Annotated in this window: 17 protein-coding genes; 8 read left to right on the top strand and 9 right to left on the bottom strand. The window is 57.8% G+C overall.

The genetic code is table 11. From position 1 onward, the window contains the following. Positions 1-252: 252 nt before the first annotated feature. Positions 253-726: a VOC family protein gene (locus ACPOL_RS04970; protein ID WP_114210599.1), complete on the bottom strand. Its 474-nt coding sequence runs from the start codon at positions 724-726 to the stop codon at positions 253-255. A gap of 287 nt (positions 727-1,013) precedes the next feature. Here ACPOL_RS04970 and ACPOL_RS04965 point away from each other — a divergent pair, with 287 nt between their 5' ends. The 4 genes from ACPOL_RS04965 to ACPOL_RS04950 all read left to right on the top strand — a co-directional run bounded on the left by ACPOL_RS04965 (position 1,014) and on the right by ACPOL_RS04950 (position 4,507). After that, positions 1,014-1,868 carry a sulfite exporter TauE/SafE family protein gene (locus ACPOL_RS04965; protein ID WP_114206078.1) on the top strand — a complete coding sequence of 285 codons (855 nt, stop codon included), beginning with the start codon at positions 1,014-1,016 and terminating at the stop codon, positions 1,866-1,868. Beyond that, positions 1,868-2,227, top strand: a complete 360-nt coding sequence (locus tag ACPOL_RS04960) for a DUF1634 domain-containing protein (RefSeq protein WP_114206077.1) — start codon at positions 1,868-1,870, stop codon at positions 2,225-2,227. The genes ACPOL_RS04965 and ACPOL_RS04960 overlap by 1 nt, the downstream gene beginning before the upstream one ends. Positions 2,228-2,352: 125 nt before the next feature. Beyond that, positions 2,353-3,333 (top strand): YeiH family protein, encoded by a 981-nt coding sequence (locus ACPOL_RS04955; protein WP_114206076.1) that lies wholly within the window; start codon positions 2,353-2,355, stop codon positions 3,331-3,333. A gap of 118 nt (positions 3,334-3,451) precedes the next feature. Beyond that, the gene (locus tag ACPOL_RS04950; RefSeq protein ID WP_201759100.1) at positions 3,452-4,507 is read left to right on the top strand and encodes a methyltransferase; all 1,056 of its coding nucleotides are present in this window, start codon (positions 3,452-3,454) and stop codon (positions 4,505-4,507) included. Between the two features lie 35 nt (positions 4,508-4,542). Here ACPOL_RS04950 and ACPOL_RS04945 read toward each other — a convergent pair whose 3' ends face one another. Genes ACPOL_RS04945 through ACPOL_RS04935 form a run of 3 tightly spaced genes read right to left on the bottom strand, consistent with a single transcriptional unit; the run spans position 4,543 to position 7,096 of the window. Next, on the bottom strand, positions 4,543-5,487 hold the full coding sequence (locus tag ACPOL_RS04945; RefSeq protein ID WP_114206075.1) for a LysR family transcriptional regulator: 945 nt from the start codon (positions 5,485-5,487) through the stop codon (positions 4,543-4,545). A 49-nt stretch (positions 5,488-5,536) separates the two neighbouring features. Then, positions 5,537-6,517, bottom strand: a complete 981-nt coding sequence (locus ACPOL_RS04940) for a hypothetical protein (RefSeq protein WP_114206074.1) — start codon at positions 6,515-6,517, stop codon at positions 5,537-5,539. Positions 6,518-6,520: 3 nt separating this feature from the next. Next, on the bottom strand, positions 6,521-7,096 hold the full coding sequence (locus ACPOL_RS04935) for an anthranilate synthase component II (protein WP_114206073.1): 576 nt from the start codon (positions 7,094-7,096) through the stop codon (positions 6,521-6,523). Between the two features lie 59 nt (positions 7,097-7,155). Between ACPOL_RS04935 and ACPOL_RS04930 the strand changes: the two genes are divergently transcribed. From ACPOL_RS04930 to ACPOL_RS04920, 3 genes are all read left to right on the top strand, one after another. Then, a complete protein-coding gene (locus tag ACPOL_RS04930) occupies positions 7,156-9,108 on the top strand; it encodes a M61 family metallopeptidase (RefSeq protein WP_114206072.1) in 1,953 nt (650 codons plus the stop codon). Between the two features lie 180 nt (positions 9,109-9,288). After that, positions 9,289-9,894 (top strand): peptide-methionine (R)-S-oxide reductase MsrB, encoded by a 606-nt coding sequence (gene msrB, locus ACPOL_RS04925; RefSeq protein ID WP_114206071.1) that lies wholly within the window; start codon positions 9,289-9,291, stop codon positions 9,892-9,894. Positions 9,895-10,279: 385 nt separating this feature from the next. Beyond that, positions 10,280-10,837 carry a thioredoxin domain-containing protein gene (locus ACPOL_RS04920; protein WP_114206070.1) on the top strand — a complete coding sequence of 186 codons (558 nt, stop codon included), beginning with the start codon at positions 10,280-10,282 and terminating at the stop codon, positions 10,835-10,837. 188 nt (positions 10,838-11,025) lie between these two features. On the opposite strand, the gene ACPOL_RS04915 is transcribed toward ACPOL_RS04920, so the two are convergent. The 3 genes from ACPOL_RS04915 to ACPOL_RS33435 all read right to left on the bottom strand — a co-directional run bounded on the left by ACPOL_RS04915 (position 11,026) and on the right by ACPOL_RS33435 (position 12,853). Continuing rightward, positions 11,026-11,373 (bottom strand): helix-turn-helix domain-containing protein, encoded by a 348-nt coding sequence (locus ACPOL_RS04915; protein ID WP_114210597.1) that lies wholly within the window; start codon positions 11,371-11,373, stop codon positions 11,026-11,028. 835 nt (positions 11,374-12,208) lie between these two features. Further along, entirely contained in the window at positions 12,209-12,625 is a 417-nt protein-coding gene (locus ACPOL_RS04910) for a vitamin K epoxide reductase family protein (protein ID WP_161557215.1), read from the bottom strand. Between the two features lie 42 nt (positions 12,626-12,667). After that, positions 12,668-12,853 carry a hypothetical protein gene (locus ACPOL_RS33435; RefSeq protein WP_161557214.1) on the bottom strand — a complete coding sequence of 62 codons (186 nt, stop codon included), beginning with the start codon at positions 12,851-12,853 and terminating at the stop codon, positions 12,668-12,670. Between ACPOL_RS33435 and ACPOL_RS04905 the strand changes: the two genes are divergently transcribed. Continuing rightward, entirely contained in the window at positions 12,852-13,763 is a 912-nt protein-coding gene (locus tag ACPOL_RS04905; RefSeq protein WP_161557213.1) for a YihY/virulence factor BrkB family protein, read from the top strand. The two genes, ACPOL_RS33435 and ACPOL_RS04905, sit on opposite strands and share 2 nt — an antisense overlap. Before the next feature lie 217 nt (positions 13,764-13,980). Here ACPOL_RS04905 and fabG read toward each other — a convergent pair whose 3' ends face one another. Continuing rightward, complete coding sequence (gene fabG, locus ACPOL_RS04900; protein ID WP_114206067.1) at positions 13,981-14,742, bottom strand: 3-oxoacyl-[acyl-carrier-protein] reductase; 762 nt, start codon at positions 14,740-14,742, stop codon at positions 13,981-13,983. A 336-nt stretch (positions 14,743-15,078) separates the two neighbouring features. Next, the gene (locus tag ACPOL_RS04895; protein WP_114206066.1) at positions 15,079-16,635 is read right to left on the bottom strand and encodes a GMC oxidoreductase; all 1,557 of its coding nucleotides are present in this window, start codon (positions 16,633-16,635) and stop codon (positions 15,079-15,081) included. Positions 16,636-17,116 lie beyond the last annotated feature (481 nt).

Raw genomic sequence — 17,116 nt, 5'->3', positions numbered from 1 at the left:
TCTCAGGGGAAACTACCTAGCAGAGGAAACCATCTTCCCGAGAAACTATCTCTCAGAGGAAACCATCTCCCAGAGGATCTCCCCAAAAGAAACCATCCAAAGGGAAACCATTCCAAGAAAAACAATCCCTCCCAAAAAACACCACTGTCATCCTGAGCGAAGCAAAAGGATCTGCGTTTCCAGTGATCTATGCTAACTCCTTGAAGGAACTTAAGACTCAACGAACGACCCCAGACTCATCCCCGGTTCTCGCTACGCGCCGGCTCCCGCCATAGCTTCCGCGCCCTGGCTCATCTCCTCGGGAGAGACGTCTTTGATATGCGTTCCTAAATACCAATGATGGCCAAAGGGATCGATGATCCCACCGGTTCGGTCTCCATAAAACTGGTCGGCCAGCGGCCGGTTGATCGTCGCTCCCGCCTCGACCGCTCGTTGAAACACCGAGTCGACGTCTTCGACATACACCATCAGGCTGACGGACACGCCGCCGTAGTGCTTTGGCCCGTAGGCCTGCATCTGTTCGCTCTGATCGGCAAGCATGATGCGCGAGTCGCCAATCTGAATTTCTGCGTGACCGATCTTGCCGCCAGTCCCAGGCAGGCGCATGACTTCTGTCGCGCCCAGCGCCTTCTTATAAAACTCGATCGCTTCCGCTGCCCCATCGATGTAAAGATACGGGGTCACGTTGTGATATCCGGACGGGATGTAGCTTCCTTTGTTTGTCATAAAGGGATCCTCCGTGATGGAATCGCTTTCGGGGAAAGCATAGACCTTTCTTTTGGCGCGGAAAAGAGGGTGAGCGCGAATATTCACGATGGCGCTCAAGCCTGGATCGAATCCAACGAGTGTCCTGAGTTAGAGATTCGTGAAACAGTCCGAAATTCATGAAACAATCTCACACGTCACTTGAGCGAAGCAAAGAACCAGCGTTTCCAGCAGTTTGTGCTAACGGTCACACTCCGTTAATTCTTGGATGAACTTAAGACTCAAGCCCTGACTCGAGGAAGAGAAACATGGATGCTCTGTCGTTTTCTGGTCTGGTCCCGTTTTCCGGACTTGTCCTGGGCACGTCAATCCTGGCCGGCCTGCTCGGTGCTCTCACCGGGCTTGGCGGTGGTGTCGTCATTGTTCCCGCCTTGGTGCTTCTCTTCAAGGTGGATATCCGTTACGCGATCGGCGCCTCCCTGGTGTCGGTGATCGCTACCTCCTCGGGGGCCGCTGCCGCATATGTGCGCGAGGGCCTCTCGAATATAAGGATCGGGATGTTCCTGGAGGTCGCTACGACCCTCGGCGCATTACTCGGCGCCTACCTGACTGCCAAGGTGTCAAGCCACTGGATTGCGATGATCTTTGGCGTTGCGCTCCTCTATTCGGCCTATTCCTCCTTCCGTCAAAAGGGTGATCACGTCACTGCCGGCAAGCCCGACCCGCTCGCCGTCAAGCTCAAGTTGGAGGGAAATTATCCGGCCTCTTCTGGAGAGCAGCACTACACCGCTCAACATGTGCCGCTCGGCTTCGGCATCATGTTTGGCGCCGGCGCCCTGTCTGGCTTGCTGGGCATCGGCTCCGGGGCCGTCAAGGTCCTGGCCATGGACCAGGCCATGAAGCTGCCGTTCAAGGTCTCGACCACGACCAGCAATTTCATGATTGGCGTCACCGCGGCGGCAAGCGCGGGGATCTATCTCGCCCGTGGATACATCGATCCGGCGCTGGCCATGCCGGTCATGCTCGGAGTTCTGTTAGGGTCGATGATCGGATCACGGCTCCTGCTGAAGGCACAAGTAGCAACCCTCAAGATCATCTTCGTGGTCGTAATCGTCGCCCTCGGCATCGAGATGATCTTCAACGGCGCGACCGGGAGGATTTAATGCCGTTCACCGACAAAGAGATGGAAGTCCAGATTGGCCACATGCTTCGCATTGGTGTCACTCTAGCCGCTGTCGTGGTCGGTGCTGGCGGTGTCTTGTATCTCCGCAGCGAGACCGCCGCGCCCGACTTCGTGCATTTTCACGCAACCGCCGACCATCTGCGCACGGTATCGGGCGTGTTGCATGGAGTGCAGCGACTGGATCCGGCCAGCATCATCCAGCTGGGAGTCTTGCTGCTGGTCGCAACCCCGGTGGTCCGGGTCATGCTCTGCGTCATCGGGTTTGCGAGGCAGCGCGACCGGCTCTATGTGGGAGTAAGTGCGCTGGTTCTGCTGATCCTCACTTATAGTCTGCTCTAATACGTTTGGCTTGCTCTAAGTAGGCTGAGATAGGTGCACTGCCACCCGGCCTTATGAGTGATTAGAACTTCTGCTTGGACTTTGCCTTCTGCCGCGCCGATGCTGGATATCGAGGGTTGAAACCCATGTCCGATACATCCAGAATGACCACGCTTCACGGCAAGAATATCTTCTTTATCGGCCTCCTGCTGGCGGCCAGCGGCATCGTCTCTCCGCCGGTCGCGCTCGCCGTTGGCATCCTGTTCGGGTTTACCGTCGAGCATCCGTTTCCGGCCGAAAGTAGCTCGCTCGCGAAGCTCTTGCTGCAGCTCTCAGTCATCGCTCTCGGATTCGGAATGAACCTGAAGCAGGTGATCCATGCCGGTCGCTCCGGCTTTCTCTATACGGCCATTAGCATCACCGCGGCCATGGCGGTCGGGTTGCTCTTTGGCAAAGTCTTCCGGGTCGCCGGCAAGTCGTCGTTCCTGATCACCGCCGGCACCGCGATCTGCGGGGGTAGCGCCATCGCGGCAATTGCCCCCATCAACAATGCCAGCGAAGAAGAGATCAGTGTCTCCATGGGCACGGTATTCCTGCTGAATTCCGTAGCCTTGCTGATCTTTCCGGCAATCGGTCACGGCTTGCATCTCAGCCAGAACCAGTTCGGATTGTGGGCAGCGTTGGCAATTCATGACACCAGCTCAGTCGTTGGCGCCGCAGCCAAGTACGGCAACCAGGCATTGGCTATCGGCACCACCGTCAAACTGGCGCGGGCCTTGTGGATCGTGCCCGTCTCGCTGCTGACCGCCGCCTTCATGGCGCGCCATCGCAGCACCTCCGAAACTACCCAGGGCAGCGTCAAGATCAAGATACCCTGGTTCATCCTCTTCTTCTGTCTGGCGGCTGCCGTGAATACCTATCTTCCGCAATTCGTCTCTGCCTACGGCATACTCAGTCACTTAGGTAGGACCGGACTTACCGCCACCCTGTTCCTGATTGGTACCAGCCTCTCCAAACGCACCCTGCAGCAAGTCGGCATCAGGCCATTTCTCCAGGGAGTCGCGCTGTGGATTCTGGTAGCCGGCATCTCCCTGTTTGTCATCGATCGCGGGTATATCTCGATTTAACGGCAGACGCTCGCGGAATAAATTCCTTGGTCAAGGTTTACTTATACCAACCTGAACTCAATTGGAATTTCCGCGGGAATTGTCATCGCTCAGGCAAACGCCCAGGAAAGGATGCGCCATGGCTTCTGATAGCAGGAATGGGTCTCTCTCCGACACCCGCGATATCTATGGATCTAAGAACGACTATGCCCAGATGTTCCAAATGATTGTTGGTTATGCTATCTCCCAGATCGTTCGCAACGCCGCGGTTTTTTCTTTCGCCGAACATCTGGCTCTGGGCCCGAAAACTGCAGCCGAAATTGCACAAGCAGAGTCGCTGAATCTTGACGCTACCTTTCGACTCATGCGTGCTTGCGCCTCGCTTGGCTTGATGACTTACCAGGAAGATTCAGGGTTTACTGCAACTCCTCTCCTCAGGACTCTGCACAAGGACGATCCAAACTCCTTGAGAGGCACTGCTTTAGCACAGCCCGCCTCCGGCCATTGGCTCCCGTGGGGCCGCTTGTCTGATGCCATCAGATCCGGACAACCCCAGGATGTGGCGGCATTGGGATGTAAAACCTGGGAGCATTTCGCCAAGACCCCCGCGGACGCAGAGGCCTTCACACAATTCATGGAAGCCTCATCGCTCGGGATCTCCAGAGAGGCTGCCGGATTACTGGACACCCGATCGATCAGCGTCGCCGTGGATGTCGGAGGAGCCAGCGGCACCTTGGTCCATGCGCTCATGAAAGCGAACGCGGCGCTGCAGGGAGTTGTCTTTGATCTGCCGCACATCGTACCCGCAGCAATGAAAGCCGCCGGGAAGCTCGGACTTGATGACCGCTTTTCCGTAGCAGCAGGAGATTTTTTCTCATCCGTCCCGCCAGCTGACCTCTACCTGTTGAAGTGGATCCTGCACGACTGGGACGATGATGCTTGTATCTCCATCCTGAAAAACTGCAGACGTTCCATCAATCCAGGTGGGCGAATCGTTTTGATAGAGATGGTAATCGAGGAGATTGGCGCCCCTGGCATCACTACGTTGGTGGATCTAACCATGCTCGTCTTGCATGGCGGCAGAGAACGCAGCCTGCAAGAATACAAAACATTACTCAATGCAGCCGGCTTTCAATTCACCACCAGCACGGCTACTGCAACTCCTTTCGTTTTGATTGAAGCGCAAGCAATTTGAAGGTCGCCAATGCCTCTCCTTCAACCAGCCACTGATCAAGCGTCAATACGCGTCTGGTTGCTCCTTCCACCTGTCGCCCGTGGCGCCAGGCTCTCGGCTCGTTCCATCACGAAGCGCTGAAAGCTGCCAGCCACACCCGTCGCGTCGGGGCCGGCCGCAGTGGCGATCGAGAACATCCGCGCCAGTTTCAGCTTCCTGATCCTCGCGAGTCGCAGCGTTCCAAGAGCAAGCTGATTGCGGACCGCCCAGCGCGAGACGAAGGCAATTCCCAGGCCCGCCTCGACCGCACTGAGCAGACCCTCCGTCGAGTCGAAGGTCATGCCCAGCTGCAGCTCCTTGAGCGGCAGCCCTGCCGCCTCGAGCGCCTGCTCGACAATCCGTCGCGACCCGGAACCGAACTCGCGCGTCACCAGCACCGCGCTACGCAACTCCTGCAAACCGATCTCGTCATCGGCCCACTCATGGCTCGGAGGAACGACGCAGACCATGTGGTCTTCCATGAACGGTTCGACCTTCACGTCGCGTCGCATGGCCGGGCCCTCAATCAGTCCGACTTGAACGCGGTGTTCAATGAGCGCTTCGAGCACCGCCTGCGTATTGCCGCCAGTCACCGTGATCTCGACCCGTGGATGGTCTTTCAAGAACCCGGCAATCAGCCTGGGAAGCAGGTATTGGCCTATGGTTTGCGAAGCAGCGATACCCAGGTGTCCGGCAGTTTGTCCAGTCGTCGCAGCTACTGCTTCACGGGCCTCTTCTGAGAGTGCCGCCAGCTTGTCGGCGAATGGAAGCAGGGCTTCGCCCGCCGCTGTCAGCGAGATCCGGCCACCGCTGCGATCGAAGAGCGCCGTCGCCAACTCCGTTTCGAGCGCCTTGATCTGTTGAGTGACGGCCGGTTGAGTCAGCAGCAGTTCTTCAGCGGCTTGGCGGAAATTGAGGTGCCCGGCCACCGCTCGGAAGACCCGAAGACGGAAGTTCTCCATGCTGTTCAGAGTACTGCTTGTAGGAGTCGAAGGAAGAAAGCAGGGTCGATCACCCGCCGAAGATCTTGGAGAAGAAGTGGCCAACCTTATGGAAGAAGCCCACCGGCTTCTGCTTGGGCGGTTGGACCGGAGGCGCCGCTTGCGTCACCGGCGCCGAGGGTGTTTCGGCTGGCGGCGGAGGCGGGGGTGCGCCACTGTCATAGACCAGCGGGACCGTGACTTGAGCATGCGTTTGTCCCGGAGGCACCGCCGGGGTCGTCGCTGGCGGTGGCGCGGGGGCCAGCCCTTCACTCTGGGCAAGAGGGAAGGCAGTATCGGCCTGCGTCGAGGATGGTCCCCCGACCGGCTTTCCAGCTTCCGCTACCGCCGCTGGAGCGGCCGGGCAGCCGCACGGTTCGCTCTCGTTGTCGACCACTTCCTTTAGGTCGCCATGTTCAAATAGCACGCGCTGGTTTGGTTGAACGCGATACAGGCCGCCCTCAAGCAGGCTGGTCACCGTGACATAAGGGGCGTTCGCCCCGTGATTGTCGAGGCAGGTGTCGCCCTTCGAACTCACCCGGATCTTCATATCAGCTGCGCCCGGGCCGGAGATGAGGATGCGCAAATCAGGTGTCATCACAACATCGGAGTATTTGCCGGTCGTGTAGCTCGCCTCGAGTGCCCCGCGGTCCAGGGCCATCATCAGTGCGCTCGACTGCACATCCGTAATGGAGCGATCGCTCGACAGATGCACCGTCGTGGTTGCACAAAGCCGCAAAGTCCCGCCGCGCGCGAGGTTGACCGTAGCCGTCTTGTCCCCCGCGGTGATCGCGCCGTTATTGCCAATGACCGCCTTGCCGTTAGCGACTTCGAGAGACCCGGAGACGGTCACCCCTTCGGTGGCGACGTAGGCGATTGGGGTCGGCGGCGGTGGCGCTTGCTGCCCTCGTGCACCCGACGTAAAGAGAATGACTCCTAGAAAAACTGCCGATCTCTCTAATCCGCTATGTTTCGGGCGAAAGACTAAGGTCTGTTTCAGATCTCCAGGCACTGCTCACAACTCCAGAAAGTTCTTGACCAGCTTTTTGCCGTCGCTGGTAAGGACGCTTTCAGGGTGAAACTGGACGCCCTCGATCGGGAACTCACGGTGCCGAAGCCCCATAATCGTGGTCGTTCCATCGGCATTGTGAGTGCGTGCGGAGACTTCAAGTTCGGCCGGCAGCGTCTCTTCGGAAACGATGAGCGAATGATATCGAGTGCAGGTCATCGGACTGGAGATCTCCGAGAAGACCGTCTTGCCGTCGTGTTCGACTTCACTGGTCTTGCCGTGCATCAACTGCGGGGCGCGGACCACATCCCCTCCGAACGCGGCGCCGATCGCCTGATGGCCGAGACAAACTCCCAGGATCGGGACCTTCCCGGCAAACCTCTGGATCAGCGGGATGAGAATGCCGGCATCCTGCGGCGTGCATGGCCCGGGAGAAAGCACGAGCCGTTCCGGCGCAAGCTTCTCCACCTCATCCACCGTAAGCTCGTCGTTGCGGCGAATGACCATCTCCGCCCCGAGCTCTCCCATGTATTGCACCAGGTTGTATGTAAACGAATCGTAGTTGTCCAGAACGAAAATCATGGTCTTTGATAGTGTAGCGTTAAACCGAATTCGATAACCGCCCTTAAGGGTTCATCCACATGTCCTTGTTCCGCCCAGTGGTCTGTCGCGTAGCGATTTTCACTTTCACCCTGGTCGGAGCGGGCAGCATGTTCGCGCAAACGCCGATCCAGATCACCGCCGATCTCTCCGACGCGCCCCGCAAGCTCTATCATGCCGAAGTCGACCTGCCGGTCGCGCCAGGTCCGCTGACCCTGACTACCCCCAAGTGGATCCCCGGCAACCATCGTCCAACCGGTCCGGTCGATGAAATTACCGGCGTGGTTTTTACTGCAGGCGGCAAGCCCATCATCTGGCGTCGCGACGATGTCGATCTCTATCAGTTCCACCTGACCATTCCGCCCGGAGTCACCACTCTGCACGCGCATCTCGACTGCATCGTGACCGAACGGGTCACTCAGAAGATCGCCGTGCTGGAGTGGGAGAAGTTGTTGCTCTACCCGGCGAACATCCCGGTGAAAGAGATTCCCATCCAGCCATCGTTGATCGTTCCCGCCGGTTGGGGGATCGGAACAGCGCTCACGCCGGAGGGAAACGGCGCCTACCCGATACCCGCGCCCGGGGTGGTCACCCATTACGCGGCTACAAATGTCGAGCAATTGGAAGACTCACCCGTGATTGCCGGCCAGTACTTTCATGAATTCCCGCTGGCTCCGGAGATCTCGCCCAAACACTACCTCGACGTCGTCTCCGATCAGCCGGATGATTCCAATCTGCGTCCGGTATTCCTCGCTGAGGTGGCCAATCTGGTTAGGGAGGCCGACAAGATGTATGCCTCTCATCACTACCATGTCTACCACTTCCTGCTGACCCTCTCCGACGCCGCCGGTGGGGAAGGTCTGGAGCACGATCAGTCCTCCGACAACGGAGTGGACGAGAAGACCTTTGCCGATGCAGAGCGCCAATTGGCTGAGGCGGATTTGCTCGCGCATGAGTTCACCCACTCCTGGAATGGAAAGTACCGCCGCCCGGTCGGACTCTACCAGCCGGATTTCGCCAGCCCGCAGCAGGGAGCCATGCTGTGGGTTTACGAAGGAATGACCCAGTTTCTGGGGAACGTGCTCGCGGCCCGCTCCAGCTTGACATCACCGGCGCAATACCGCGACATGCTCGCTTACTCCGCTGCTAGCCTCGATAATCGTCCCGGACGGCAATGGCGGCCTACCGAAGATACAGCCGTCGCTGCGAGCGTCCTGCGCGGCGGCAATCCCTCATGGTCGAACTGGAGACGTGGCCAGGATTACTACCAGGAGGGCGAACTCCTCTGGCTCGATGCCGATACTCTGATTCGAAAGACAACCGGAGATCGGAAATCCCTGAACGACTTCGAGCGCATCTTTCTCGGCCAGGGCGGTAACACCGGTCCGCTGATCCTCCCCTATACCTTCGATGAATTGGTCGCCGATCTCAACCAGGTGATGCCGTACGACTGGGCCACCTTCCTCCATGACCGCATCGATAACATCAATCCTAGGGCGGATCTGGCAGGCATCGAACAGGGAGGCTATAAGCTTGTCTATCGAGACCGGCTCAGTCCCAGCGAGAAGACCCTCCTATCCAAGTCTCGACATCGCGCAGACGCCTCGATTGATACATGGTTCTCGCTCGGCATTCGCGTGAAGGGTGAGGGCAACATCACCGATGTGCGCTGGAATGGGCCATCCGACCAGGCCCGGCTCGCACCTGGCCAGAAGATCCTTGCCGTCAACGGCCAGGCTTTCACCCCCAGGCTGCTGAAGGCGGCCATCCGCGAGGCAAAGGGCACGACTCAGCCCATTCATTTGATCGTCCAGGCCGACTCGTACCTCTCTACAGCGGACATCAATTACCATGACGGCGAGCGCTACCCCGTGCTGGAGCGAGTAGAAGGCGTCCCCAACTACTTGGACGAAATCACCAGGCCGCTCGCCAAGTCCCCACCTCTGCCGCCAGACTCGCGTCGAGAGGACGAGCAGTCAGACGATCTGAACTGAAGCGGGCGAACTGAGCCGGCAGGCTTTCAGGTGCTGAAGGCTCTCCCCTGCCAATGCGTAACTTTTAGTGGTCTTCAGGAGTCCGATAGGTGCAGACTGAAAGGCCAGCGAGCTTTTCGACCGAGAGCGCGGTCGCCGGCGCTCGAAGCTTCAAAGTCACTGCAAAGCAAGAGGTGCAATATGTTCGATTCGGGGTTGAACCAGGAAAAGCAGTCCAGAAGAATGACGCGCCGGGTATTTCTTGGCGCGGGCGGTGCGGCCCTTGCAGGCTTTACATTCCTCTCCATGCGGAGAGTGCCGGCCGTCGAAGCGAGTGGCGCGGGCAAGGGAACGCCCGGCATGGTGACGATCGTCAACTTCAGTGACGATGGCAAGAACTTAGGAAAGGAGTCGGTGCCAAAGGTAGTCAAGACCGACGCGGAATGGAAGCAGCAGCTCTCCGGGAACGCCTTCAACATCACCCGGCGCGCCGATACCGAGATCGCCTACACCGGCAGTACCTGGAACGAACACGGCAAGGGGATCTTCCGCTGCATCTGCTGCGATACGGCCTTGTTCGATTCCAAGACCAAGTTCGATTCAGGAACGGGTTGGCCGAGCTTCTGGGCCCCGATCGCCAAGGAGAATATCCTTGAGCAAGTCGATGGCTCTTTCGGGATGACCCGCACGGAAGTAAAGTGCAGGCGTTGCGAGGCCCACCTCGGTCACGTCTTCGACGATGGACCGCCCCCAACCGGGCTGCGCTACTGCATGAATTCAGCTTCCATGCGATTCGTGAAGGCTTAGCCTCCAGAACAGGTCTGGCTGAAGTTAGATCAGCTCTGGTTTAAGTCAAATCAGTGCGGCTAAAGTCAAACAGCTTTGGTGAAATTCAGAGCTCGAAGGGGGCATGGCTTCAGCCGCGCCATGAATGCAACCAAACAAAGGTAGCTTTAGCTGCAGAGGGAAACCTAACCTATTGAATCAGGAGATTCCCCAGCGGGGGTGAGTCTTCAATTCACTGACAATTCTCGTCATCCTGAGCGCAGCGAAGGATCTGAGTCTTCAGCAATACGCCCTATAGTCACCTTTCGTCAGGACATTTGTGACTCACCCCAGAAATCCGCACACGGCTGCGGGAAGAATGGGCAGCGGGCCATCAGTGATGTAGGATCCTTGTAAGGAAGTCTCCGTGTCATCGACCGTTGCTATTCCGTTAGATCAAGCTGCGCTCCCCGAAGCCCTGGATCAGTTCCACGCCGAATCCGGCCGAAGCCTGCTTGAACTCACCCAGGAATCCCCGGTGCTGCTGATCTTTCTGCGCCACTTCGGCTGTTCCTTCTGTCGCGAGGCGCTCGATCGCCTCTCCCAGGTCCGGACCCAATTGGAGGCGAAGGGCGTCCGCCCCGTCTTTGTGCATCTGGGAACACCAGACCGCGCCCGACCCTATTTCGAGTATTACAAGCTCTCCGATGTCGAGCGTGTCAGCAACCCCGACGCCAGCTTGTACCGTCACCCCGCCTTTGCGCTCGGCCGCACAAGTCCCTTCAGTCATTTCCTGCGGCCAACTGTTTTGAAGGCCTGGGCCATGGGAGCCATTCGCAGCTATGGCTTCGGATTGCTGCGCGAGGACGCTCATCAGATGCCCGGCGTCTTTTTTCTGCGCGGGGGGAAAATCGCCAATTTCTTCCGCTATCGGACCATCGCCGATCGTCCCGACTATCTGGCTCTGGTCCGCGACATTCGTTAGCCGGAGTGCCGTCCCTCAGCTGCTGTTCTGGGGGGAAACAGGCTCAAAATGCTTGTGGGACTACGCCGCCATCCGTCGGGCTTCAACCGCAAAGGCACGAGTGTTGTGGCCTCACCAATCGAGCCAGATTCAGAAAAGGGCGCTCCGGGAGCATATTGCGGAACACCCCAGGTTTTCCATTGGCGACTTCAGCGGACCGCGGTAGCTGCAAACTTCTTGACCATAGCCAGTAACAGCTTTCTGTCGCTGTCATTGAGGTTGGTGGAGTAGCGTCGTATCTGCGTCAAGAAACGAAGCTCTTCGTCGGTGAGTTTCTGGGTGTTGATCTCGCGTCCTAAACTATCCTCGACAAAAAATTGTGCGAGCGGAAGATCGAGGGCCTGCGCGATCTTGGCTAATGTGTCCAGCGAGGGAACCGTATGGCCGTTCTCTACGCGAGACAGGTAACAGCGCAACAACCCGGTGCGCTTCTCTACATCTCCCTGTGACAGTCCTTTTTGCAGGCGGTAACCGCGAATGGTCGTTCCGATTTTCATGGTTTTATTGTGGCCTTCCGTCCACACGGTCTTGCTTGTGAAACTTCCCAGGCAGTACATCAGTGGTCGCATAAAGCGATGAAGTGTTGGCAGTATGGTTAACACGCGCAAAGTACACAAAGCAAGCACATTTTTCGTAGGAGTCAAAATACTTCGGAATCATCTGAGGAAATCCAGGATGTAACTAATTGACATAAAATCGCCCTATCCCAGTGATATACTCCCGTAACATTCTCGGGTCCATGTAAAAAGTCCATGCGCACCCGGTAAATACTGTCGAACTTGCTCGATTCTTGTTTTCGGACGGGTTAGTTCTGTGAGGTTTGAAGATATGAGCTAACTTGAATTTCAAAAAGCATCTGGCCGAATCCCTCTTAGGCTCGAAGTTGAGAAGTCCCGCCAGGTAAGATTGACCCGCTTGCGCCGGGTCATACCCTACCTGCCTCGATTCAAATCCAGAGCCAAAGTACTATGCAGCCAACTCCGCCTGGATGAATCCTGATTGAGAGACCGGGAAATAGCAAGGGAGAAAGCCAGAAGGAATCCAGCTAGAGTCCGGATGGCGTATAAGCGGGATTTAGCCCCTTACCGAAGTCGGGACCCAATGTCGAACGTGGGCTTTGAGCCCGCAAGCCGATGCGGCGATCGGACCTTTGAGGCCCCTTCTCTTCCAACTTCCCGCTCCAACCCTGAAGGGGAAACCTTGAAGGAAATTCGAAACTCACCACTCAATGACTCTCGGGTGTTGCGAGCCTCAGATGCGTAAAGCATCTCCCGTCTCCTGAGCAAAGCGAAGGATCTGGGTCCCGCATTCTGTTCCATTCCTAAACGAACTTCACACTCGACTCGGAATAGCCGCGGATTTCCTTCCCCAGATCGCCGCCCCTACAGCGAACAAGGTGAGTAGGGCAATGATGCCCTGAGAGATAACGCAGTAGAGACACCAGACCCGCAGCTGATTGGCCTCAATGTTGGTCAAGTAGAGAGAAAATGCCAACCCGGCAAGACTGGCCGCAACCAGCAGGCGATAGCGTCCCAGCAACGCCAGTAAGCCAAGTATCAAGTAGCCGCCGATGCCAATAACCGCCACCGGAACATGGCCCATGACCGCAAAACGGCTGTGGTTCACGATCCCGCAATCCCACTTCTCGTTGATGCTGCAGGGCTGCAAGTCAGTCGAATAATGCACGTGCAGAGCGAGGCTCGAGACGACGATGCCGCAGACGGCAAGGAACAAAAGTACAAAGCGCAAGACGATCTCCCCAAGAATGATCTCAGTGTATACGGTGGTGCTTCAATCTCCGTTACCGGAAATCACGCCCTTCACCAAAGCGCCCTGAACCAGGCGCCCGTCTCTCAAGTGATTGTTGATGAGACCGTGCTGCTCCCGGCAAGCTCCCGCCTGCCTGCGCATCTCAATTTCGCGAATCCACATCGCAACCAGTGTTGTATACGATTGCTGCGGAGGGAACGATTGCATGCTGCGACGCTCGAGTGTACGGAGCGCCACTCGCAAATTTGAGCTCCGCTCCTTCGCTCTCGGAGTGTGGCAGGAGATGTTTCGCACCCGATCATTCGTGGTCGCCGCCGCGCTCTCGTTTTACTTCCTGCTCTCGCTCGTTCCGCTGCTGATTGTGTTTTCTTCGCTCCTGAGTTACTTGCCCATCCCCAACATCTTCGATCAACTCTTGGATCTCATGGCGACCGTGGTGCCGCCCGATGCGATGGCTTTGGTTCAGAAGATCGTCATCAGTGTGCTTTCGCCCCATGCCCGAGGATTACTCTCCTTCGGCGTCCTCGGATATCTATGGTCGTCGACCGGCGGCTATTCGGCAGTCATCGAAGCCCTCGACATCGCCTACGGAGTGAGGGACTCGCGGCCGTGGTGGCGGGACCGGCTGCAGGCGCTCCTGCTGACGTTTACCACCGGCGCCTTGTTTACGACCTCGCTCATCCTGCTAATCCTCGGGTCGGACTTCGGCCATATGGTGGAAGCCGTCTTCCCCACGCCGGATAGCTTTGGCAGGATGTGGCCGGCCATTCGGCTGGCGCTTACGTTCACGACGTTCCTGGCCGCAGTGCTGGTGATGTATGTCTTCGGGCCGAACGCCAGGATCACCTTTCGTTCGGCGCTTCCCGGGGCCGTGCTGGCCGTGTTCGGCTGGTTCCTCGGCTCTTTCGGATTCACCTTCTACCTCAAGCACTTCGCCGATTATGACGTAACCTACGGCTCGCTCGGGGCGGTGATCGTCTTAATGCTCTGGTTCTACATCATCGCTGTCGCCATGTTGCTCGGCGCCGAGGTGAATGCGCAGTTGGCCCGGCGCAAGCAGATCCAGCAAGCAGTAACGGAGCAGGCCGGGCATGTCTCAGGCGTGGCCGCAACCTGATCGCCGGCCTGCCGGTCGAGGCGCCTGGCTTCCCGAGTCTGAAGTTTGGAAACAAACTCCAGTCAACCTCGAGCAAAGCGAAGAATCGGTCTTCGAGCAAAGCGAAGAATCTGCCTCGAACAAAGCGAAGAATCTGTGTTCGAGCGATATGCTTACGTTCACCCTTCATCAATTCTTGAATGAACTTCAGATGGGGACGCAGAAGCCATACCTAAGTTCACCCCATGTACATCCCGCCATTCACGTCGAGAACATGCCCCGTGATGTAACCCGCCCCCGGGCTGGCCAGAAAGGCGACCGCATGAGCGACATCCGTGTCGCTGCCGATTCTTCCCAGCGGGATGTGGCTCAAGATCGTCTGATTCTGCTTCTCATCCAGCACCGCCGTCATCGGGCTCTCGATATACCCGGGAGCGACCACATTGGCGGTCACCCCGCGCGAGGCGAGTTCCCGCGCCAGCGATTTCGTGAACCCGATCAACCCGGCTTTGCTCGCCGCATAGTTGGCTTGGCCCGCCTGGCCCATGCGCCCGACTACGCTCGAGACATTGATAATCCGTCCAAAGCGGGCCTTCATCATGGCGCCGATCACCGCCTGCGTCAGCAGGAACGTCCCGGTAAGATTGGTCTCGAGCACGTCATCCCAATCGGAACGCTTCATCCGCAGCAGCAGGTTGTCCCGGGTGATGCCGGCATTGTTGACCAGGACGTCGATTCGCCCAAAGCGCGCCAACACCGCCTTGGCGCCAGCCTTGATCGATTCCTCATTAGCCACATCGAGCACGAACGTCTCCGCCGCTCCACCACCCGCGGCAATCTCCGCCGCAACTTCCTTCAGTTTGGACTCATTGCGGGCCGCCAGAGCCACGGTCGCACCCTCCGCCGCCAGCCGCAAAGCGACAGCGCGTCCAATACCCTGCGAAGCCCCCGTCACCAGAGCAATCTTCCCCGTCAACGACAAATCTTCCGAAATAGCCATAAGCAAAAAAGTCTCTTCCCCAAGCGCCCAAACCCATACGCTTCTTGATGAGTATAAAGAAATCGGACTAAACCCTCAGAGGGGATGCGCAGGTGCCCCATTCGAGCCATCTTTGTGGCTTGAATGGGTAGATCACTCTCCGTAGATGAACTTCCCATGTTGAGATTGAAGTCCGCATCATCGCATCGGCAGAACTCCGGGGTGCCCTTTTACAAGGATGCGGAACTACCGGCCCGACCAACGCGGTGACACACCGCGGCAAGCGACCTCATTCCAGAACCGGAGAAACCGTGGGGCAAGCCTCTGCCCCTCTAGTTTCCCGATCGCTGTTTCTATCTACCATCTACGCGACTGGTTGAGGAAATGGTCCATCGCCTGTTCTGCCAACGCAGCGATCGTCAGCGAAGGATTCGCACACGCCGCTGAACCGGGAATCAGCGATCCATCCAGCACGAAGAGGTTCCGGTGGCCGTATACCTCGCCGAGATGGCTGCACGTCTGCCCGATCACCGCCCCACCCACCGGATGACCTGTATTTACCTGATCGATCGGGGCCGCCAGCACCGTGTCGTTTGCCTGGTTCAGCAGGTTGTACGTGTTGGTCAACGCCTGCAGGTTGTTCTTGCTGGTGATTGAGTTGATCGGCCAGAAGAGGTCCGCCATCTGCGTCTTCTCGTTGTACGTGAAAAAGCCTTCCGGCTTGCTGATGCCCTGGCCAAGAACGGAGATCACACCTTGGGGCAGAGGCTCCGCCTGGAACGTCTCAAGAATCAAGGGTGCAACCGGATTGTTCAGGTCCTGCACCGCGATCACGCCGGGAGAGCCGAGGCTGATGTTGGTTTGCACTCCTTCAACCAGCACCGTCGTCGACTCTCCGTTCGTTCCCCAGAATTTTCCCACCGTGTTGTTCAAGTGGCGCAGTGTGCCGTTTGACTGCGCCCTTAGCAGAAGCTCAGGGGTCCCAAGCGAACCCGCAGCAAGAAACAGATATCGGCAGATGAACTTCTTCTGCCTCAACACCGCTCCCTGCTCGTTGATCTCGTTGACCTGCACACGATAACGACCGCCGTCAGCTTCCTCAATCGAATTGACGAGATGCAGTGGTTTGATCTCGACATACCCCGTCTCCTCGGCCTGCTTCAGGTAATTGTGGTCCAGGCTGTTCTTAGCTCCGCTGTTCGTGCCGTAATACACCTCGCCCGCAATGATCGAAGCGACCTTTTTGCCCGCGATCTCTTCCCGCACAATGTTCCAGTCGATTGCGATATCGGGCTTGATTGAGGTCAGTCCCGCCTTCGCCGCCTGCTCCACCAGGATGCGGCTGGACAGGTACGCGTCCGACTGAAAAATATCGTCCGGGATCGGAGTCGCCTGCAGCATTGCGCGCACCCGCGGAAAGTACACCTCGTCCAGCTTGTCGTAGTTCACGCAGCTCGGGAATACGGTCTCGAACAGCGCTTTGGTCGGCTGGTAGGTGATTCCACCGTAAATCAGCGAGCCACCGCCAACCCCAGCGCCCCGGTAAGCCGTCGTACCGGTTCCCACCTTACGGTCGAGAACTCCTGTGAAGACCTCGATCGGGGATGAGGGAAGAGGCGCAGGCAGGATCGTCGTGTCGCTCAGCCACGCCGCGCGCCCATCCGGAGTCGCAATGCCACAGAACGTATCCCCGGCAGGCGTGATGCGCCACCGCTTGCCCCGTTCCAGCACCACCGTCTCAACGCCAGCCTGCCCCAAACGCAACGATGCCACCGCTCCTCCGAAGCCGCTGCCGACTACGAGAGCCTCCACATACTCTTCTGATTCCATAGCCCGTGCTGCTGGGACACTAAGAACCGCTGCCGTCGCTACCGAAGTCTGAATAAAACGACGACGGCTTACTCCTGTAGACATGCCTTCTCCTGCTAGAAAAATAGGGTGCGTTCACAAGCTGCACAGAATCCGTGTGAGCGACTGTGTGCAGAAACAAGGCGCTGCTAAGTTTTATTCCGCTGTAGCGCATCTACCCGGCAAACTCTTCACACTGCAGCGACGGGCGAAGGGATCAAATCCCAACCCTCCAAACATCGTCATTCGCGATATCGTCGCTAGATCTGGGCGATCGATCTCGATCATTCCTGTTCGATGAAACCAAGGGGTGAGGCAGGTGGCTCAACTCAGCGAAGCAGGTGGCAACTCAGTGAGGAGCGGTCCCGCTCAAGGAAGGGGGTCACACGCAGCGATGAGGGTGCCCCATTCAAGCCATCTTTGTGGCTTGAGTGGGAGAATCAACTTTCCATGCCTACAGTTGAATTCCCCCACTTTATCCTCGCGGAAAGCACGAAGAGAATTGCACCAGGTGCGGTGCAGTTTCAGGATCTTGCAGTCGACAATT

Source organism: Acidisarcina polymorpha (assembly GCF_003330725.1).
In the GTDB taxonomy this organism is placed as follows: Bacteria; Acidobacteriota; Terriglobia; order Terriglobales; family Acidobacteriaceae; genus Acidisarcina; species Acidisarcina polymorpha.
This window is presented reverse-complemented; position numbering and strand designations above follow the sequence as displayed.

What these genes read in the sequence shown, in the direction of transcription:
- ACPOL_RS04970 (WP_114210599.1), bottom strand. Translation starts at nt 726, where the DNA reads ATGACAAACAAAGGAAGCTACATCCCGTCCGGATATCACAACGTGACC.
- ACPOL_RS04895 (WP_114206066.1), bottom strand. Translation starts at nt 16,635, where the DNA reads ATGTCTACAGGAGTAAGCCGTCGTCGTTTTATTCAGACTTCGGTAGCG.
- ACPOL_RS04950 (WP_201759100.1), top strand. Translation starts at nt 3,452, where the DNA reads ATGGCTTCTGATAGCAGGAATGGGTCTCTCTCCGACACCCGCGATATC.
- ACPOL_RS04965 (WP_114206078.1), top strand. Translation starts at nt 1,014, where the DNA reads ATGGATGCTCTGTCGTTTTCTGGTCTGGTCCCGTTTTCCGGACTTGTC.
- ACPOL_RS04955 (WP_114206076.1), top strand. Translation starts at nt 2,353, where the DNA reads ATGTCCGATACATCCAGAATGACCACGCTTCACGGCAAGAATATCTTC.
- ACPOL_RS04945 (WP_114206075.1), bottom strand. Translation starts at nt 5,487, where the DNA reads ATGGAGAACTTCCGTCTTCGGGTCTTCCGAGCGGTGGCCGGGCACCTC.
- fabG (WP_114206067.1), bottom strand. Translation starts at nt 14,742, where the DNA reads ATGGCTATTTCGGAAGATTTGTCGTTGACGGGGAAGATTGCTCTGGTG.
- ACPOL_RS04905 (WP_161557213.1), top strand. Translation starts at nt 12,852, where the DNA reads ATGCTGCGACGCTCGAGTGTACGGAGCGCCACTCGCAAATTTGAGCTC.
- ACPOL_RS04935 (WP_114206073.1), bottom strand. Translation starts at nt 7,096, where the DNA reads ATGATTTTCGTTCTGGACAACTACGATTCGTTTACATACAACCTGGTG.
- ACPOL_RS04915 (WP_114210597.1), bottom strand. Translation starts at nt 11,373, where the DNA reads ATGAAAATCGGAACGACCATTCGCGGTTACCGCCTGCAAAAAGGACTG.
- msrB (WP_114206071.1), top strand. Translation starts at nt 9,289, where the DNA reads ATGTTCGATTCGGGGTTGAACCAGGAAAAGCAGTCCAGAAGAATGACG.
- ACPOL_RS04960 (WP_114206077.1), top strand. Translation starts at nt 1,868, where the DNA reads ATGCCGTTCACCGACAAAGAGATGGAAGTCCAGATTGGCCACATGCTT.
- ACPOL_RS33435 (WP_161557214.1), bottom strand. Translation starts at nt 12,853, where the DNA reads ATGCAATCGTTCCCTCCGCAGCAATCGTATACAACACTGGTTGCGATG.
- ACPOL_RS04930 (WP_114206072.1), top strand. Translation starts at nt 7,156, where the DNA reads ATGTCCTTGTTCCGCCCAGTGGTCTGTCGCGTAGCGATTTTCACTTTC.